13 protein-coding genes are annotated in these 16,462 nt (G+C 52.8%); 5 read left to right on the top strand and 8 right to left on the bottom strand.

All coding sequences use genetic code 11. From position 1 onward, the window contains the following. Positions 1 to 10: 10 nt before the first annotated feature. The gene (locus U868_RS0100220; RefSeq protein WP_025151524.1) at positions 11 to 1,774 is read left to right on the top strand and encodes a hypothetical protein; all 1,764 of its coding nucleotides are present in this window, start codon (positions 11 to 13) and stop codon (positions 1,772 to 1,774) included. A gap of 232 nt (positions 1,775 to 2,006) precedes the next feature. On the opposite strand, the gene fabY is transcribed toward U868_RS0100220, so the two are convergent. From fabY to typA, 4 genes are all read right to left on the bottom strand, one after another. Next, positions 2,007 to 2,924, bottom strand: a complete 918-nt coding sequence (fabY, locus tag U868_RS0100225) for a fatty acid biosynthesis protein FabY (RefSeq protein WP_015422399.1) — start codon at positions 2,922 to 2,924, stop codon at positions 2,007 to 2,009. 50 nt (positions 2,925 to 2,974) lie between these two features. Beyond that, the gene (gene dtd, locus U868_RS0100230; RefSeq protein ID WP_004236576.1) at positions 2,975 to 3,412 is read right to left on the bottom strand and encodes a D-aminoacyl-tRNA deacylase; all 438 of its coding nucleotides are present in this window, start codon (positions 3,410 to 3,412) and stop codon (positions 2,975 to 2,977) included. A gap of 33 nt (positions 3,413 to 3,445) precedes the next feature. Further along, positions 3,446 to 4,063, bottom strand: coding sequence for a glucose-1-phosphatase (yihX, locus tag U868_RS0100235; protein WP_025151525.1), 618 nt, complete (start codon positions 4,061 to 4,063; stop codon positions 3,446 to 3,448). Between the two features lie 221 nt (positions 4,064 to 4,284). After that, positions 4,285 to 6,105, bottom strand: a complete 1,821-nt coding sequence (gene typA, locus U868_RS0100240) for a ribosome-dependent GTPase TypA (RefSeq protein WP_025151526.1) — start codon at positions 6,103 to 6,105, stop codon at positions 4,285 to 4,287. Positions 6,106 to 6,665: 560 nt separating this feature from the next. Here typA and glnA point away from each other — a divergent pair. From glnA to glnG, 3 genes are all read left to right on the top strand, one after another. Continuing rightward, positions 6,666 to 8,075: a glutamate--ammonia ligase gene (glnA, locus tag U868_RS0100250; RefSeq protein ID WP_025151527.1), complete on the top strand. Its 1,410-nt coding sequence runs from the start codon at positions 6,666 to 6,668 to the stop codon at positions 8,073 to 8,075. 154 nt (positions 8,076 to 8,229) lie between these two features. Continuing rightward, positions 8,230 to 9,279, top strand: coding sequence for a nitrogen regulation protein NR(II) (gene glnL, locus U868_RS0100255; protein WP_025151528.1), 1,050 nt, complete (start codon positions 8,230 to 8,232; stop codon positions 9,277 to 9,279). Between the two features lie 18 nt (positions 9,280 to 9,297). Continuing rightward, entirely contained in the window at positions 9,298 to 10,752 is a 1,455-nt protein-coding gene (glnG, locus tag U868_RS0100260) for a nitrogen regulation protein NR(I) (protein ID WP_025151529.1), read from the top strand. Here glnG and hemN read toward each other — a convergent pair. From hemN to yihI, 3 genes are all read right to left on the bottom strand, one after another. Next, positions 10,749 to 12,119 carry an oxygen-independent coproporphyrinogen III oxidase gene (gene hemN / locus U868_RS0100265; protein WP_025151530.1) on the bottom strand — a complete coding sequence of 457 codons (1,371 nt, stop codon included), beginning with the start codon at positions 12,117 to 12,119 and terminating at the stop codon, positions 10,749 to 10,751. The two genes, glnG and hemN, sit on opposite strands and share 4 nt — an antisense overlap. A 132-nt stretch (positions 12,120 to 12,251) precedes the next feature. Next, the gene (locus U868_RS0100270; RefSeq protein WP_025151531.1) at positions 12,252 to 12,530 is read right to left on the bottom strand and encodes a SemiSWEET family transporter; all 279 of its coding nucleotides are present in this window, start codon (positions 12,528 to 12,530) and stop codon (positions 12,252 to 12,254) included. 262 nt (positions 12,531 to 12,792) lie between these two features. Continuing rightward, the gene (yihI, locus tag U868_RS0100275; RefSeq protein WP_025151532.1) at positions 12,793 to 13,296 is read right to left on the bottom strand and encodes a Der GTPase-activating protein YihI; all 504 of its coding nucleotides are present in this window, start codon (positions 13,294 to 13,296) and stop codon (positions 12,793 to 12,795) included. Between the two features lie 214 nt (positions 13,297 to 13,510). Here yihI and U868_RS0100280 point away from each other — a divergent pair, with 214 nt between their 5' ends. Next, positions 13,511 to 14,983, top strand: a complete 1,473-nt coding sequence (locus U868_RS0100280) for a glycosyltransferase family 39 protein (RefSeq protein ID WP_025151533.1) — start codon at positions 13,511 to 13,513, stop codon at positions 14,981 to 14,983. Between the two features lie 68 nt (positions 14,984 to 15,051). Here the strand turns inward: U868_RS0100280 and U868_RS0100285 are convergent, their stop codons facing one another. Beyond that, positions 15,052 to 16,386 (bottom strand): NCS2 family permease, encoded by a 1,335-nt coding sequence (locus tag U868_RS0100285; RefSeq protein ID WP_025151534.1) that lies wholly within the window; start codon positions 16,384 to 16,386, stop codon positions 15,052 to 15,054. Between the last annotated feature and the right edge of the window lie 76 nt (positions 16,387 to 16,462).

The following is a 16,462-nucleotide window of genomic DNA, read 5'->3' on the forward strand; positions in this document are numbered from 1 at the left end:
GGAGCGCATTATGAAATGGTTGGGACGGGCTGTTTTCTGGCTGATAACACTGGTCATTATTCTTATCGTTGCCGGTGCCCTTGTGGTGCAGACATCATGGGGCACAAAACAGGTTTCAGCCCTTATCAGTGACAATACACGCTACAACGTCTCGCTTTCCGCGATAAGTCACTCGCTTTCCTCCCCTTCACGTATTTCACTCAGTGATATCAGTATCAGCACGGTTTCCGGTGATTTTGCTCTGGAAGCCGCTAATGTTGAGCTGACGCTGGACTGGCGCAGTTTTTCTGAACCCGGCTGGTTTGCCCGTATCATTGTGCAGAAAGGGGATATTGAAATTTCTGATGCGGCTGACAGCGGTACTCTGCCGGTCAGTGCCGGGTTATTACAGCTCAATCAGACCGCACTCCGCCGCACCGACGGCAACCGGGTAATTAACGCAGAAGGTGTTACCGGCGGGATCACGCCGTGGCAGCCGCAGGGCAGTGATCTGACCGGTAACGGTAAATACCAGTTTTCCGCCAGCAGCCTGAACTACTACGGCCTGCCACTGAAAAATATCCTCACACAGGGGGATGTCAGCGGAAAACAGTTCACCTTTGATAACCTGACCGCCACACTGGAAAACGGCCTGATCACCGCCACCGGACGCCGCAGCGCCGAAGGTCAGTGGCAGCTGGATAACCTGCTGCTTAATGACATCCGCTGGCAGACACCGCAAACACTGACACAGCTGGCAGACAGTACGGAAAGTCTGCCGGATATTCAGGCCAAAAATATCACCGCCACCAATATCAAGCTCGAAGGTCATCAGTGGGCGGTAAACTATCTGGAAGGCACGGTCAAAAATCTGGCCTTTAAACAGGGACGCTGGCAGACAGACAACGGACAGGCGGATATCGCCGCCGCAGATCTGACACTCAGCGGGCAGCATTTTTCTGACATTATCAGCACGCTGGAACTGCGCGGCGATCAGATAGCCGTCAACCGCCTGACCGGCCGTTATGACAAGAGTATTCTGCGCTTTACCGGGGAGTGGAACCGTGCCACTCGGACACTGGATATCACCAGCGGTGTCGCCGACAACCTGCTATACAGTTTGCCGGAACAGTGGTTCGCCGCATTACAGGAAGCCGCCCCGCAGGGAATTGATGCTATCCGCTTACAGGATATTAAAATCTCCAATGCCCTGCTGATTGATACACAGCCGGTTTTCCCGTTCCAGCTCACCAATGTGAACGGCTACATCAAAACCATGCAGATCCTGAAATCCGGTCAGTGGGGTTTATGGGACGGCGAGCTTTCTGTCAGTGCCGGTAATGCCACCTTTAACCGGGTTGAACTGCACCGCCCGTATCTGACACTGACGGCCGGTACTGACAGCGCGGCAACCACACAATTTGCCGCCTCCGCCGGAGAAGGGTTGCTGAAAATGCAGTTTCAGGCCACACCATCCGGCACCGCGCCTTTCAGTTTCACACTGCAGGCAACCGGGGCGGACAGTCAGATCCTGTCACAATGGGGCTGGCAGCCAGCTCCGCTGACCGGCAGCGCCAATTACACACTGCGCCTGAACGGGCAATTACGGGCAGAGGATATCCGCAGCACGCTGAGCGGTATGCTCTCCGGACAGGATAAACAGGGGAATCAGATAAACCGGGCTATCACACAAGGACAGATGAACAACACCCCGGTTTCCGCAGAGCCGGTGCCTTCTGCCCCGCCCGCACAGCGGGTGATCCCGGATAACAGCGAAACCGGGGAAATACTGTAACCCCTGCTGATACAGAAACAGCGCCTCAGAGCGCTGTTTTTCTTTATCGGTAACACTGCGGATTATGTGCCGTGATGATAACAGGCAAGCGAGCGAAAAGCGTAAGCGCCAGGGATGGCGCGATCCGGGCGCACAGGGATGTGTTTACAGCGTCTTTTCGTTTTGCCTGTTATCAGAGCATCCCGGATCTTACAGATTCTGTTAACAGCGCCGTAAGGCGCTGTTTTACCCGTCACTCCGCGCTGTGTTTCTGGCCGGGCAGCACCATATAGGTGCCGGTAAAGACAGCGCCGACCTCATCACCCTGCCCGACAGTCACTTCCAGCTTAATCCGCGCTTTACTGCCGCGCGCCAGACGATCCAGGTCACCACTGAGTTTATCGCGGGAAGCAATAGCCTCCGGTCTGCCTGCCACCGCCTTGCGGTAACGGATATTGGCATCCACCAGCACAATATCGCCATCCAGGGAATTTTCCTGTAGCAGCAGCCAGATAAGCCCCCAGCCGGTCAGTGTCGCCATCGAGAACTGGCTGCCGGCAAAAATGGTCTGATGCAGGTTCTGGTTCGGGCCTTCCGGCATGGTGGTCATAAATTCCTGACCGGTATACTGCGTAATGCGGATCCCCATTTTTTCACTCAGGGGAATGGTTTCATACCATGCTTTCTGTAATTCGGCACACCAGTCGGGACGATGCAGAATCGCATCGAGGGTTTCAACGGATTTAATCATAAAAAAATGACGAACAGGCGTCGTTTGCGGGCCTGTAATCGGTCCTCTGTTTTCAAAACCTGATTTTTCAAAAAATGCGACCGCTTCCTCACGGGCACTGCAGACAATCCGCTTAACACCTTCCTGACGCGCCACGGACTCCAGTGCGCGTGCAATCAGTGTGCCCAGCCCGCGTCCCTGCATCTGCGGATCAACTGCCAGAAAGCGGATCGCGCCTTCATTTTCTGCATTGATATACAAGCGGCCGACAGCCACAGGCTGCCCGGTTTCATCCACCACCATCTGATGATGTGCATAGGTATCATAACCGTCCTTTTCCGACCCCTGCGGCTGATTCAGCGGCTTGCGCAGCATCGCCCAGCGGAAATGAAAATAGCTTTCCAGCTCCTGATCGGTTTTTGGTACACGTAAATGATACATCTCACTTTCTCCTGTCAGTGGTAACCGGTGACCGGCCTGAGACTGTTGTATCATACCTGCAGCCAGAAAGTGACCGGACCATCGTTTGTCAGACTGACCTGCATGTCTGCCGCAAACCGGCCTGTTTCCGTCACCATTCCTGCTGCACGGCACTGCGCTACAAAGTGCTCATATAAGGCGTTGGCTTTTTCCGGTGCTGCGCCGTTTGAAAATCCCGGGCGCATTCCTTTTTGTGTTTCCGCTGCCAGGGTGAACTGTGATACCACCAGCAGCTGACCACCGGACTGCGCCACATTCAGGTTCATTTTTCCGTCCGCATCACTGAAAATGCGGTAACCCATCACTTTTTCACTCAGGCGTTTTGATTTTTGTTCGTCATCATCCCGCTCAACACCCAGAAGAACCAGTAATCCTGGCCCGATTTCACCGGCAATTTCCCCGGCGATCCGGACATCCGCGCGGGTCACACGCTGTATTAATGCAATCATGTCATATCCGTTTAAAAAACAATCACACCTGAATTACTCAGTCACGTCTGCTGAAAAATCATACTCTGCAAAATAACGGGAAACTGTGTCACGATCGGCGACCAACACGCCGTTGATACCGAGCGCCACTGCCGCATCCACGTTTTCGCGGACATCATCAAAGAACACGGCATCCTGCGGCTCAAATTCTTCGGTTTCCAGCACATACTGATAGATATCCGGATCCGGCTTGCGCAGCCCCAGATCCTGGGAAAGATACAGGTAATCGGCGGAAGCGGCGATTTCCGGATAGTGCTGCGGCCAGTAGTCCTGATGCAGACGATTAGTATTAGAGAGAACCACCACGCGGTGTCCCTGCTCACGCAGCCTGTTCATGATATCAATCACATCAGGGCGGACAGAGATAAAGATAGCCTGCCAGCCTTCGGCAAACTCATCGAAACTCAGCGACATATCCAGCTGATCATTAATGGCTTCGGCAAATTCAACATCGGAAATTTTGCCGCATTCATGCTGTTTAAAGGTTTCGCCGTGAATAAAATCACTGCTCAGTTCGGACAGCGGCTTACCGCTCAGGTCACTCCAGACTGATAAAACACGTTTAAAATCAATATCAATAATGACATTACCCATGTCAAAAATATAAAGCATACCATCCCTCCGGGTTGATGAATTATTTTTACTCTACCCGCAGACTCCCTTCCTGAACAGAGTGAAAACCATTTTCGGAGAGAAAAAATATCCGGGACTGCGATCCCGCCCGTATTTCAGTGCGGTTATCAGTCTGTGACCGGTATGTGATCAGTACCCAGAAAAAGCTCAGGGCGCCCGGAGGCGCCCTGAGTGGCATGAATCAAAACAACCGGCAGAGATTAATCTTTGCTGCGGTGTGCGCGTTTGCGGTCGTTTTCAGTCAGGTGGCGTTTACGCAGACGGATAGACTTCGGCGTTACTTCCACTAATTCGTCGTCATCGATAAATTCTAACGCCTGTTCCAGGGTTTTCTCGATAAACGGTGTCAGTGTGGTCGCTTCATCAGTACCGGATGCACGCATGTTGGTCAGTTTCTTACCGGTCAGGCAGTTCACTGTCAGGTCGTTTGAACGTGAGTGAATCCCGATCAGCTGGCCTTCATACACTTCAGTACCATGACCGACAAACAGCTTACCGCGATCCTGCAGACTGTACAGTGCGTAAGCAACCGCTTTACCCTGACCATTGGAAATCATCACACCGTTCTGACGACGGCCGATTTCACCCTGTTTAACATCATCATAGTGACTGAATGTGGCATACAGTAAACCGGTACCGGATGTCATGGTCATGAATTCAGTACGGAAACCGATCAGACCACGGCTCGGGATGCTGTAATCCAGACGCACGCGACCTTTGCCATCCGGCATCATGTCACGCAGTTCGCCTTTACGCTCACCCAGTGCCTTCATCACATCACCCTGGTGCTGCTCTTCGATATCCAGAGTCACCTGCTCGAACGGCTCCTGTTTACGGCCGTCGATGTCGCGGAAGATAACGCGCGGACGGGATACCGCCAGCTCAAAACCTTCACGGCGCATGTTTTCGATCAGAACAGATAAGTGCAGCTCACCACGGCCTGACACACGGAATGCATCCGGGTCTTCAGTTTCTTCAACGCGCAGTGCCACGTTGTGAACCAGTTCTTTCTTCAGGCGGTCAAGGATCTGACGGGAAGTGACATATTTCCCTTCTTTACCGCAGAATGGTGAGGTGTTAACGCAGAAATACATGCTGACGGTCGGTTCATCAACAGCCAGTGGTTTTAATGCCTCAACACAACCGGTGTCACAGATAGTATCTGAGATATTCAGTTCGCCCAGACCGGTCAGCGCGATGATATCACCGGCTTCCGCGATTTCAGCTTCGATACGATCCAGACCTAAGTGTCCGAGAACCTTACCGATTTTACCGTTACGGGTTTTACCTTCCGCATCGATAACCGTGACCTGCTGGTTTGGTTTGACTTTACCGCGCTTGATGCGGCCAATCCCGATAACACCTAAATAGTTGTTGTAATCGAGCTGGGAGATCTGCATCTGGAACGGACCGTCGAGGTCAACCTGAGGCGGCTCAACATACTTAACGATAGCTTCGTACAGCGGGGTCATGTCATCCGCCATATCGTTATAATCGGTGCCCGCGATACCATTCAGCGCAGATGCGTAAATGATCGGGAAATCGAGCTGCTCGTCAGTTGCGCCGAGGTTGTCGAACAGGTCAAATACCTGGTCAATAACCCAGTCAGGACGTGCGCCCGGACGGTCAATTTTGTTGATAACGACGATGGGTTTCAGGCCGTTTGCGAACGCTTTCTGCGTTACAAAGCGGGTCTGCGGCATCGGACCGTCCATCGCATCCACCAGCAGCAGCACGCTGTCAACCATGGACATCACACGTTCTACTTCACCACCGAAATCGGCGTGCCCCGGGGTGTCAACGATGTTGATGTGATAGTCGTTCCACGTAATCGCGGTATTTTTGGCAAGAATAGTAATGCCGCGCTCTCTTTCCAGATCGCCGGAGTCCATTACACGCTCTTCCGGTTTTGAACGCTCATCAAACGTACCGGACTGCTGTAATAATTTATCGACCAGCGTGGTCTTGCCATGGTCAACGTGAGCGATGATGGCAATATTTCTTAATTTCTCGATAGACAAAGACTTGTACCGTTTTCGTTAATGGATGGGAATTACGTCACAGATAGCATTCTTTTCAACAACGCCCATCTATGGTGTAGATGTTTGGTGGTATTTTACACGTTCTCTGAGGCAAGTGAAAGAAGTGTGATACATCTCACTTAAAAAATAAATGATTATAAAACATGAAGATAAAATTCATCCTGCCATTTTTTTACAAAATCAGCGGCGCATACCACGCTCAGCGACGAATTCAGAGGGGCATATCATAAACCTATTCAGGATAAAAGAGATACTTTTTTTGCGTTTGTGGCCGGGAAACAGTGCACTGATTTCATTGCACCATAACAGTGCACCCCGGATCGGTAAGCCGACACAGAAATGCACCAATATGGTGCAACTTACGCCGTTTCCGCTATCCTTATTTAAGTAACCCGTTGCTGTAACGCGGTTTGCCCCTTTTAGAAAAGTTGGCACGCTTTTCGCTTTATATCTGTCAAGCAATGTGAGAACCGCAATCAGTGTCCCTCCGGGTGACCACCAGAGGATTGACGGAACATCCCAAACCAGGAGATCTGAATATGTCTGTTGAACATGTATTGACCATGATGGAAGAGTACAACGTTAAATTCGTGGACTTACGCTTTACCGATACCAAAGGCAAGGAACAGCATGTGTCGATCCCTGCTCATCAGGTAGATGAAGATTTCTTCGAAGACGGAAAAATGTTTGACGGTTCCTCAATGGCCGGCTGGAAAGGCATCAACGAATCTGACATGGTACTGATGCCGATTGCGGAATCCGCGCTGATTGACCCGTTCTTTGACGTTCCGACGCTGGTTCTGCGCTGTGATGTGTTAGAGCCGAACACCATGCAGGGCTATGACCGTGACCCGCGCTCTATTGCCAAACGTGCCGAAGATTTCCTGCGCACCAGTGATATTGCGGATACCGTCCTGTTCGGGCCTGAACCTGAGTTTTTCCTGTTTGATGACATCCGTTTCGGTGCGGATATCTCCGGTGCTTACTATCATATCAATGATATTGAAGCAGCCTGGAACACCGGTACCGCCTATCCGGAAGGTAACAAAGGTCACCGTCCGCGTGTGAAAGGCGGTTACTTCCCGCTGCCGCCGGTCGATTCCTCACAGGATCTGCGTTCTGAAATGTGTCTGGTCATGGAAGAGATGGGGCTGGTCGTTGAAGCACATCACCATGAAGTCGGTACTGCCGGCCAGAACGAAATCGCCACCCGCTTCAATACCATGACGCTGAAAGCGGACGAAACCCAGATGTACAAATACGTGGTGCAGAATGTGGCACACCGCTACGGTAAAACCGCGACCTTTATGCCAAAACCGCTGGTCGGCGATAACGGCTCCGGTATGCACTGCCACATGTCTCTGTCAAAAGGCGGCGTTAACCTGTTCTCCGGGGATAAATATGCCGGTCTGTCAGAAATGGCGCTCTATTACATCGGCGGGATTATCAAACACGCCCGTGCCCTGAATGCCTTTACCAACCCGACCACCAACTCTTACAAACGTCTGGTGCCAGGCTACGAAGCACCGGTGATGCTGGCTTACTCCGCACGTAACCGCTCAGCGTCAATCCGTATTCCGATTGTGTCCAGTGCGAAAGCCCGCCGTATTGAAGTCCGCTTCCCGGACCCGGCGGCTAACCCGTACCTGGCCTTTGCCGCCCAGCTGATGGCCGGTCTCGACGGTATCATCAATAAAATTCATCCGGGCGATGCCATGGATAAAAACCTGTATGACCTGCCGCCGGAAGAAGCGAAAGAAATCCCGACAGTCGCACCGTCTCTGGGCGATGCGCTGGACGCACTCGCGGCTGACCACGAATTCTTGACCCGTGGCGGTGTGTTTACCGAAGATGCGATTAACACCTATATCGACCTGCTGCGCGCCGATGTTCAGCGCCTGAATATGACGCCGCATCCGGTTGAATTTGATATGTATTACAGCGTGTAATTCTGATGACGCCGCTGTTTGGCGGCTCTCAGAGTGACAGGCTCCGGTTTATTTTGTTGCCGTGAAGCACTTGACCCGCCGTTGGGCGGGTCCTTTTCTCCTGCGGGGTAAATACGCTACAATGCACCAAATTGGTGCAAAGAGGTGGATAACAATGAACCCGGATAACAAACCGCAGGCAGAGCAGCTCCTTGATTCACTGATCAACTGTGTCCTGCTGCTGGATAATGATTTGATTATCCGCTACGCCAACCAGTCCGCTATGCAGTTGTTTGCACAGAGTGCCCGTAAACTCACCGGCACACCGCTCCCTATTTTATACAGTTACCTTTCCCTCGATACCGCCACATTACAGGCCACACTGGCAGAAGGTCACAGCTTTACTGACAACGATGTGACTCTGGTGGTGAATAACCAGATGCACGCTCTTTCGCTGAGTGCCCAGCCGGTATCCGGCGATTTTATTCTGCTGGAACTGACGCCGCTCGACAGTCACCGGCGCATTACCCAGGAACAGTTACAGCAGGCACAGCAGGCTGCTGCCCGTGACCTGGTGCGCGGACTGGCACACGAAATCAAAAACCCGCTCGGCGGGCTGCGCGGTGCCGCACAACTGTTATCCCGCGCTTTGCCGGATCCGGCACTTCAGGAATACACACAGGTGATTATCGAACAGGCCGATCGCCTGCGGGCGCTGGTTGATCGCCTTCTCGGCCCTCAGCATCCGGGGCAGAAAAGCCTGCAGAGTATTCACCATGTGGCGGAGCGGGTCTTTCAGCTCATCAATCTGGAAAAGCCGGACAATATCACGCTGCTCAAAGATTACGATCCCAGTTTGCCGGAGTTATCGCATTATCCCGACCAAATCGAGCAGGTTATCCTCAATATCATGCGCAATGCCCTGGAAGCCCTGCACAGCGCAGGCGGTACCATTATTCTGCGCACCCGCACCGCATTCCGGGTGATGCTGCACGGTGAACGCTACCGGCTGGCCGCCCGGATTGATATTGAGGACAACGGCCCGGGTATTCCGCCGCATATCCTGGATACGCTGTTCTACCCGATGGTCAGCGGCCGCGAGGGTGGCACCGGGCTGGGTTTATCCATAGCCCGCAATCTTATCGATCAGCATAACGGCAAGATTGAGTTCAGCAGCTGGCCGGGCCACACCTTGTTTTCACTTTATCTGCCAATCCGTCAGTAAGCCTGTTGAGGAGATCATATGCAGCCGGGAAAAATCTGGGTCGTTGATGATGACAGCGCGATCCGCTGGGTGCTTGAACGCGCACTGAGCAGCGCCGGTTATGCCTGTGTCTGTTTTGACAGTGCGGAGAATGCTCTTGCGGCGCTGGGCAGTGAACAGCCGGACGTGCTGATCTCCGATATCCGGATGCCGGGCATGGACGGCCTGTCTCTGCTGGCGGCGGTCAAACAGCATAACCCGTTGCTGCCGGTGATTATTATGACCGCCCATTCCGACCTGGATGCTGCCGTGAATGCTTACCAGCAGGGTGCGTTTGATTATCTGCCGAAACCCTTTGATATTGATGATGCGGTCACGCTGGTGGCCCGTGCCCTGGAACATTACCGCGAGCAGCATCTGCCGGTACGGCAGGAAGCGGCTGCCGATCCGGTGTCCGGCATTATCGGTGAATCCGCTGCCATGCAGGAGGTGTACCGGGTGATAGGCCGGTTATCCCGCTCCTCCATCAGTGTGCTGATTAACGGCGAATCCGGGACCGGGAAAGAACTGGTGGCGCACGCCCTGCACCATCACAGCCCGCGGGCGGATGCACCGTTTATTGCCCTCAATATGGCGGCGATCCCGAAAGATTTGATTGAATCAGAACTCTTCGGCCATGAAAAAGGGGCGTTTACCGGGGCATCACAGGTGCGGCAGGGGCGTTTTGAGCAGGCAGACGGCGGCTCACTGTTTCTTGACGAAATTGGTGATATGCCGCTCGATATTCAGACCCGGCTGCTGCGGGTGCTGGCGGAAGGCCAGTTTTACCGTGTCGGCGGTTACGCACCGGTGAAGGTGGATGTGAGAATTATTGCCGCCACCCATCAGGATCTGGAGCGGCTGGCAGCAGAAGGCAAATTCCGCGAAGACCTGTTTCACCGCCTGAATGTTATCCGCATGCAGCTGCCGCCGCTGCGGGAACGGCCGGGGGACATTCCGCGCCTGACACGCTATTTTCTGCAAAAAACCGCAAAAGAGCTGGGAACAGAAGCGAAAGCCCTGCATCCGGATACCGAAGCACTGCTGATGCAGCTGCCGTGGTCCGGTAACGTCCGTCAGCTGGAAAACGTCTGCCGCTGGCTGACCGTGATGTCAGCCACCCAGGAAGTACTGCCGCAGGATCTGCCTGCCGACCTGACCATGACTGCCGCCGGAGAGCATATCCGCAGTGAGCACAGCCATAATCCGGCAGCCGGAAACTGGGATCAGCAACTGGCGCAGTGGGCGGATGCACAGTTACGGGCCGGGAAAACCGATCTGCTGGCGGATGCCTTGCCGCTGTTTGAACGTACCCTGCTGCAGTGCGCGCTGAATTACAGTAACGGACACAAGCAGGATGCCGCCCTTCTGCTGGGCTGGGGGCGTAATACGCTGACACGGAAACTGAAAGAGGCCGGGATTGATGACACCGCATCAACCCCGGAAACAGATTAAATTACGCGGGAAAACTGACGCTGACGCATCTGGTTACGCAGATAGGTATCAAAACACATACAGATATTACGGATAAGCAGCCGTCCGCGCGGTGTGACCACCAGAGCATCGTCGCGGATCTCAACCAGTCCGTCATCCGCCATCGGCTGCAATAATTGCAGATCTTCGGCGAAATGGGTTTTAAAATCCAGGTTATACTGCTTTTCAATCTGCGAATAATCCAGCCGGAAGTTGCAGATCAGCGCCTTAATCACATCGCGGCGCAGGCAGTCTTCCTCCGTCAGCACCAGACCCCGGCACAACCCATTACCGCACTCTTCCACCTGCGCATACCAGGTTTTCAGGTCTTTCTGGTTCTGAGCATAGTGGTCACCCAGCATGCTGATTGCAGAGACACCAAAGCCCAGTAAATCGCACTCCTCATGGGTGGTGTACCCCTGGAAATTACGGTGCAGGATGCCGTTATTCTGGGCTATCGCCAGCTCATCATCCGGTTTGGCGAAGTGATCCATCCCGATAAACTGATAGCCGCTGCCGGTCAGGTTTTCAATTGTCTGCTGTAAAATCGTCAGTTTCTGCTCTGCGGACGGCAGGTCTTCATCTTTGATTTTCCGCTGGGCGGCAAACAGGTCCGGCAAATGGGCATAGTTAAAGACACTCAGGCGATCCGGTGACAGCTCCGCCACCCGTTTCAGGGTAAAGGCAAAACTTTCCGGAGTCTGTTTCGGCAGCCCGTAAATCAGGTCGATACTGACGGATTCAAACCCGGTTGCGCGGGCACGCTCCACCAGGGCAAAAATCGTCGCTTCATCCTGCTCGCGGTTGACCAGGCGCTGCACTTCTTTGTTGAAATCCTGAACCCCCATACTCAGGCGGTTAAATCCTTCCGCCCGCAGATGGTCGATAACATCGGGCTCGATTTCACGCGGATCGATTTCAATGGAAAGCTCAGCATCCGGCGCAAAGCGGAAATGCTGACGCAGCATGCCGGTCAGACGGCTGATCTGCGCTTTATCGAGATAGGTCGGCGTACCGCCGCCCCAGTGCATCTGATGCACTTCGCGTCCGGCAAACAACGGGGCACGGGCGGCAATCTCTTTCTCCAGCACGGCCAGATATTCATCCGCCTTATGCTTCTGCCGGGTGACTAATTTATTACAGCCGCAGAAGTAACATAACTTATGGCAGAACGGGATATGCACATATAACGACAGCGGGCGCTGCGGATAGCGGTTTGCTGAGGCGATAAAATCACTGTCACTGTACTGCTGATTAAATTCCAGTGCGGTCGGATACGACGTGTATCGCGGACCGGAATAGTTATATTTCCGGATCAATGCCAGATCCCAGACGATCGCGTCAGACATGCTCTCCCCTTTGCCTCACCTTTGCAGAATTAATGTATTTCCGTTCTCTGACGGTTTTGTGTGCCGCACAGTTTATCGGATCTGCCGCCCGATTAATATGATCGTGCCACAGACGGATAATCAGGCAGGTCGCTATAAGGCGGTCAGCATTGCCGCTAATCCGAACAAAACACCGGGGGCATTGGCGACCGCAACCGGCAGATCTTTCACTTTAATGCCGTAAATGACCCAGAGCGTACAGTTAAATGCAGCAGCCAGCGGCTGTAACGGTGATGTTTTATGTCCCGCAAGGTTATCCATGATCTGAGGAATATAGGAGACATACATACAGAATGCCGTAAAGGTTGCCACCCAGCCGAGGCAGCGGATAAAGCGGCTGTGGTCGTGCGGCGGACGTTTGGTATTACCCATGGGTTTCTCCCGGAGAACAGTATCAGCATAATCCTGTATTATTCTTAGGAATTATTTATTATTTTCAATAATATATCTGCCAGTACTGTCACAGAAAAACAGCATTAATATTGCAGATAGCCGCCACCGGGCAGTATTTAATCCTCCATTAAGGCAGATAACACGGCAAACACGTAGGCTTGAAATAAGAAAACCGGCATAACAGTCACCCGTTACGCCGGTTTTGATACGGTGCCGCCGGTTTCAGTAAAATAACTGAGGATCAGCGACCTTTCAGCAGTTGCATGATGTCGTCGGTTTTCTCTTCATCATCATCTTCATCAAGAGAAATACCGAGTTTTTCCATCAGTGCGTCGATACGTTCCAGCATGGTATCAACGTAGGTGTTTTCTTCTGCGGTCAGGGTTTCGTTGTTCTCAAGGCGCAGCAGTAATGCATCGAGGCGCTCGTCGTTCTCGAGTTTTGCCAGTTCCTCTTCAGGAGATAATCCGGCTTTGACCGGCTCAGCCGGTTTTTTTACTGCCGGTTTAACGGAGGTTTTACCTTCCGCAAACAGCGGAACCGGTTTTTTACTGCCGATACGCGGATCAGCAACCGCATTATCCGCACCACGGCCGGTTTTGCGGGCATCATCCTGCTGACGGGCACCGGACGGATTACCGCGGTGTTTTTTCTGCCGTTTACGTTCACGGCCTTCCGCGTTGAGCTCCTCACGGCTTTTCTTTGGTGTCCGTGACCGGGATGGTTTTTTTGAAATAGCGGCCATATACCTTACTCGCTTAAAAATAACTGATTAATTTGTGTTAACATTTACCGTGTAAATGAACAGTACAAAACTATATTCATGGCTTCCGGACGCCCGCAGCCATGACAATGATTCGCTGGCGGCTAGTGTACCCTGATTTCCGTCAAAACGATCCATCATTTCACCTCCGGGTGAATAATGAACACAGCCATTATTTTAACCAAGATATAGAATTATGCACTTTTCACAACAAACGTCGCACCGCCCTGTCTGGTTTTGGGTCGCTGCTTATGTCACGCTCTGGATTATTGTCAGCTACGGATTGGATCCGACGGTGCCCTACGATGCCGTGGAAGCCCTGAACTGGGGCAAAACCGGTGAATGGGGTGCGCCGAAAAATCCGTGGCTGGTCGGCATGCTGATGTATCCGGTCATCGCCTTCCCTGATCTGATTGCCGCCGATTTCTACTGGTACTTCATCCATTTTACCGGCATCGGTATCGGTATGGGGGGCGTATGGTATCTGACACACCGCCTCACACAGCGTACTGATTTTGCCTGGCTGGCATTGTTGTCGCTGAATCTGTCAGGGATCATTAATTTCGATTTAATCCCTTACAATGATAACTATATCCTGGTTACCTTCTGGCCGTGGATGCTGTACTTTTTTGTCCGCGCCGTTTATGACAATCCTGCCTGGTGGACGGGCTTTGCACTGACATCCGGATTGGCGACCATGGGGAAATATTCCACGCTCGCACTGGTCGGGATGGTCTTTCTCTTCACCCTGTTTGTGCCGAAAGCACGGGAAAGTTACCGTTCCCCCTGGTTTTATGCTGCGCTGGCCATCTGGTTTGCACTGGTCGTCCCGAATGTTATCTGGCTGGTCAATAATGATTTTGCCGCCTTTAAGTGGGTTGATTCACAAATTAAAACCGGCCTGACCCTGAAAACCACCGGGTCACTGTTTACCGTGTTCTATCCGCTGATCATTATCGCCGTCATTATCCGCCTGAAGGGCGGCCGTTTCGGCTGGCCGAAAGAGCAGGCAAAACGGCTTATCAATATTATGATTCTGGCACCACTCGCGGTGATTTATGTCTGGTTCACCTTCCATCAGGGCGGACGTATTACCGAGTGGCTGCAGCCTTTTGTTCTGCTGTGTATTCCTGCACTGATCTGCTCGGTGATTACCCCGCCGGTCAAACCACTGAAAAATGTAATGAACGGGCTGATAATTTTTGCCGTTATCGTTATCACGGGCTATGCCGCAGTGATGGGATTCAATATCCGTGACGCCGGACAGAAAAATATCGGACTGAAAACCTTTATCGCAGAGGCGGAAAGCTGGTGGGAGCAGGAAACCGGAAAACCGCTGACATACACCGGCGGGGAATATCTGCATGAATGGGTGACATTTTACGGTAAGCACCAGCCGGAAACACTCCAGCCGTGGATCAATGAACCTGGCCATGGCTACCGGGTAACCAATATTTATAACCTGCATGTCACCCGTGATGATATCCGCCGTCACGGCGCACTGCTGATCGGAAACGAGAATCGTACCTGTGCGCAGGAATCCTTTGCCGGCGCACTGGAAGACTGGCCGGATCTGGTTATCGCGAAGCGTAAACAGGTAATATTTCAGTCACAGCCCGGCGCGAAAGAAGAAGCCGTCTGCCTGGGAATTGTTTATCCGGAGCAATAAAGCAGAGACAAAAAAACCGCGCCGGTATTAACCGCGCGGTTTTTTCACATCTTACTGACAGGCCTGAATCAGGCGTCCACAAACACCATTTTCAGAATAAACAGCAGCGATACCACCACCACACACAGGTTCAGCTCACGCCAGCGTCCGGTACCCAGCTTCATTGCGCAGTAAGCGATAAACCCTAATGCAATCCCTTCGGTGATAGAGAAACTGAACGGCATCATCACGGCAGTCACAAACGCCGGAACCGATTCGGTCAGATCATTCCAGTTCACCCGCACCAGGCTGGAGGTCATCAGCACGCCGACATAAATCAGCGCCCCGGCAGTCGCATAAGCCGGTACCATGGCTGCCAGCGGCGAAATAAAGATCGCCGCGAGGAACAGCAGGCCGACCACAATGGCGGTCAGGCCGGTACGTCCGCCGACAGAAACCCCGGAGGTACTTTCAATAAATGCGGTCACAGAGGATGTCCCCATCGCAGAACCGGCAACGGAGCTGATACTGTCCACATACAACGCTTTTTTCATGTTCGGGAAACGGCCTTTTTCATCCGCCAGCCCGGCCTTATCAGTCACGCCGATCAGGGTACCGGAGGAGTCAAACAAGTTCACCAGCATAAATGAAAAGATAATCCCGGCGAGGGATACATCCAGCGCCCCCATGATATCGACATGGCCGACAACCGAGGTAATTCCCGGCGGCACATCAAATACGCCCTTGTAAGTGACATCCCCGAGGAAAAGCCCGATGGAGGTTGTCACCACAATCGACACCAGTACTGCCGCGTGAATATTGCGCGCAGCCAGAATGGCGATAATAAAGAAGCCCAGCGCCCCCAGCACCACACTGTGATCGGTAAACTTACCGATAGTCACCAGGGTATCCGGATTCGGCACAATAATACCGGCGTTTTTCAGACCCATCATGGCGATAAACAGCCCGATACCGCTGGTGATCCCGACCCGCAGACTCAGCGGGATATGGGCAATCAGCCAGTAACGGATACGCAGTAAGGTCAGGATAAACAACCCGACCGCACCCCAGAAAATCGCGCCCATCGCCACTTCCCAGGAGTAGTGCATCGCCCCCACCACCACAAAGGCGAAAAAGGCATTCAGCCCCATTGCCGGCGCAACCGCCACCGGCAGATTAGCAAATAACCCCATCCCGATACTGCCGATGGCAGCGATCAGACAGGTGGTGACAAACACCGCTTTGATATCCATCCCGGCGAACGAGAGGATTTGCGGGTTTACAAAGATGATATACACCATGGTGAGGAAAGTGGTCAGCCCGGCAATAACTTCTGTGCGGACAGTGGTGCCGTGTTCCTGTAATTTAAACACGCGCTGGAGCAGGCCCTGATGAGGATCAGTGCCGGAAGTCGGAGTAGTCATGAATAAGGAGTCCCGGAAATTTGTTTTTTTCGGCTTATCCTACCGCATCATTTTAAAAAAGAAAACGTTTGCGTTT

It is taken from the genome of Morganella morganii H1r (assembly GCF_000633515.1).
In the GTDB taxonomy this organism is placed as follows: domain Bacteria; phylum Pseudomonadota; class Gammaproteobacteria; order Enterobacterales; family Enterobacteriaceae; genus Morganella; species Morganella morganii_B.

Excerpts from the sequence above, each read along its gene's own strand:
- U868_RS0100220 (WP_025151524.1), top strand. The coding sequence starts at position 11 with ATGAAATGGTTGGGACGGGCTGTTTTCTGGCTGATAACACTGGTCATT.
- hemN (WP_025151530.1), bottom strand. The coding sequence starts at position 12,119 with ATGTCTGACGCGATCGTCTGGGATCTGGCATTGATCCGGAAATATAAC.
- fabY (WP_015422399.1), bottom strand. The coding sequence starts at position 2,924 with ATGTATCATTTACGTGTACCAAAAACCGATCAGGAGCTGGAAAGCTAT.
- U868_RS0100285 (WP_025151534.1), bottom strand. The coding sequence starts at position 16,386 with ATGACTACTCCGACTTCCGGCACTGATCCTCATCAGGGCCTGCTCCAG.
- glnA (WP_025151527.1), top strand. The coding sequence starts at position 6,666 with ATGTCTGTTGAACATGTATTGACCATGATGGAAGAGTACAACGTTAAA.
- glnG (WP_025151529.1), top strand. The coding sequence starts at position 9,298 with ATGCAGCCGGGAAAAATCTGGGTCGTTGATGATGACAGCGCGATCCGC.
- yihI (WP_025151532.1), bottom strand. The coding sequence starts at position 13,296 with ATGGCCGCTATTTCAAAAAAACCATCCCGGTCACGGACACCAAAGAAA.
- U868_RS0100280 (WP_025151533.1), top strand. The coding sequence starts at position 13,511 with ATGCACTTTTCACAACAAACGTCGCACCGCCCTGTCTGGTTTTGGGTC.
- yihX (WP_025151525.1), bottom strand. The coding sequence starts at position 4,063 with ATGCTTTATATTTTTGACATGGGTAATGTCATTATTGATATTGATTTT.
- glnL (WP_025151528.1), top strand. The coding sequence starts at position 8,230 with ATGAACCCGGATAACAAACCGCAGGCAGAGCAGCTCCTTGATTCACTG.
- U868_RS0100270 (WP_025151531.1), bottom strand. The coding sequence starts at position 12,530 with ATGGGTAATACCAAACGTCCGCCGCACGACCACAGCCGCTTTATCCGC.
- dtd (WP_004236576.1), bottom strand. The coding sequence starts at position 3,412 with ATGATTGCATTAATACAGCGTGTGACCCGCGCGGATGTCCGGATCGCC.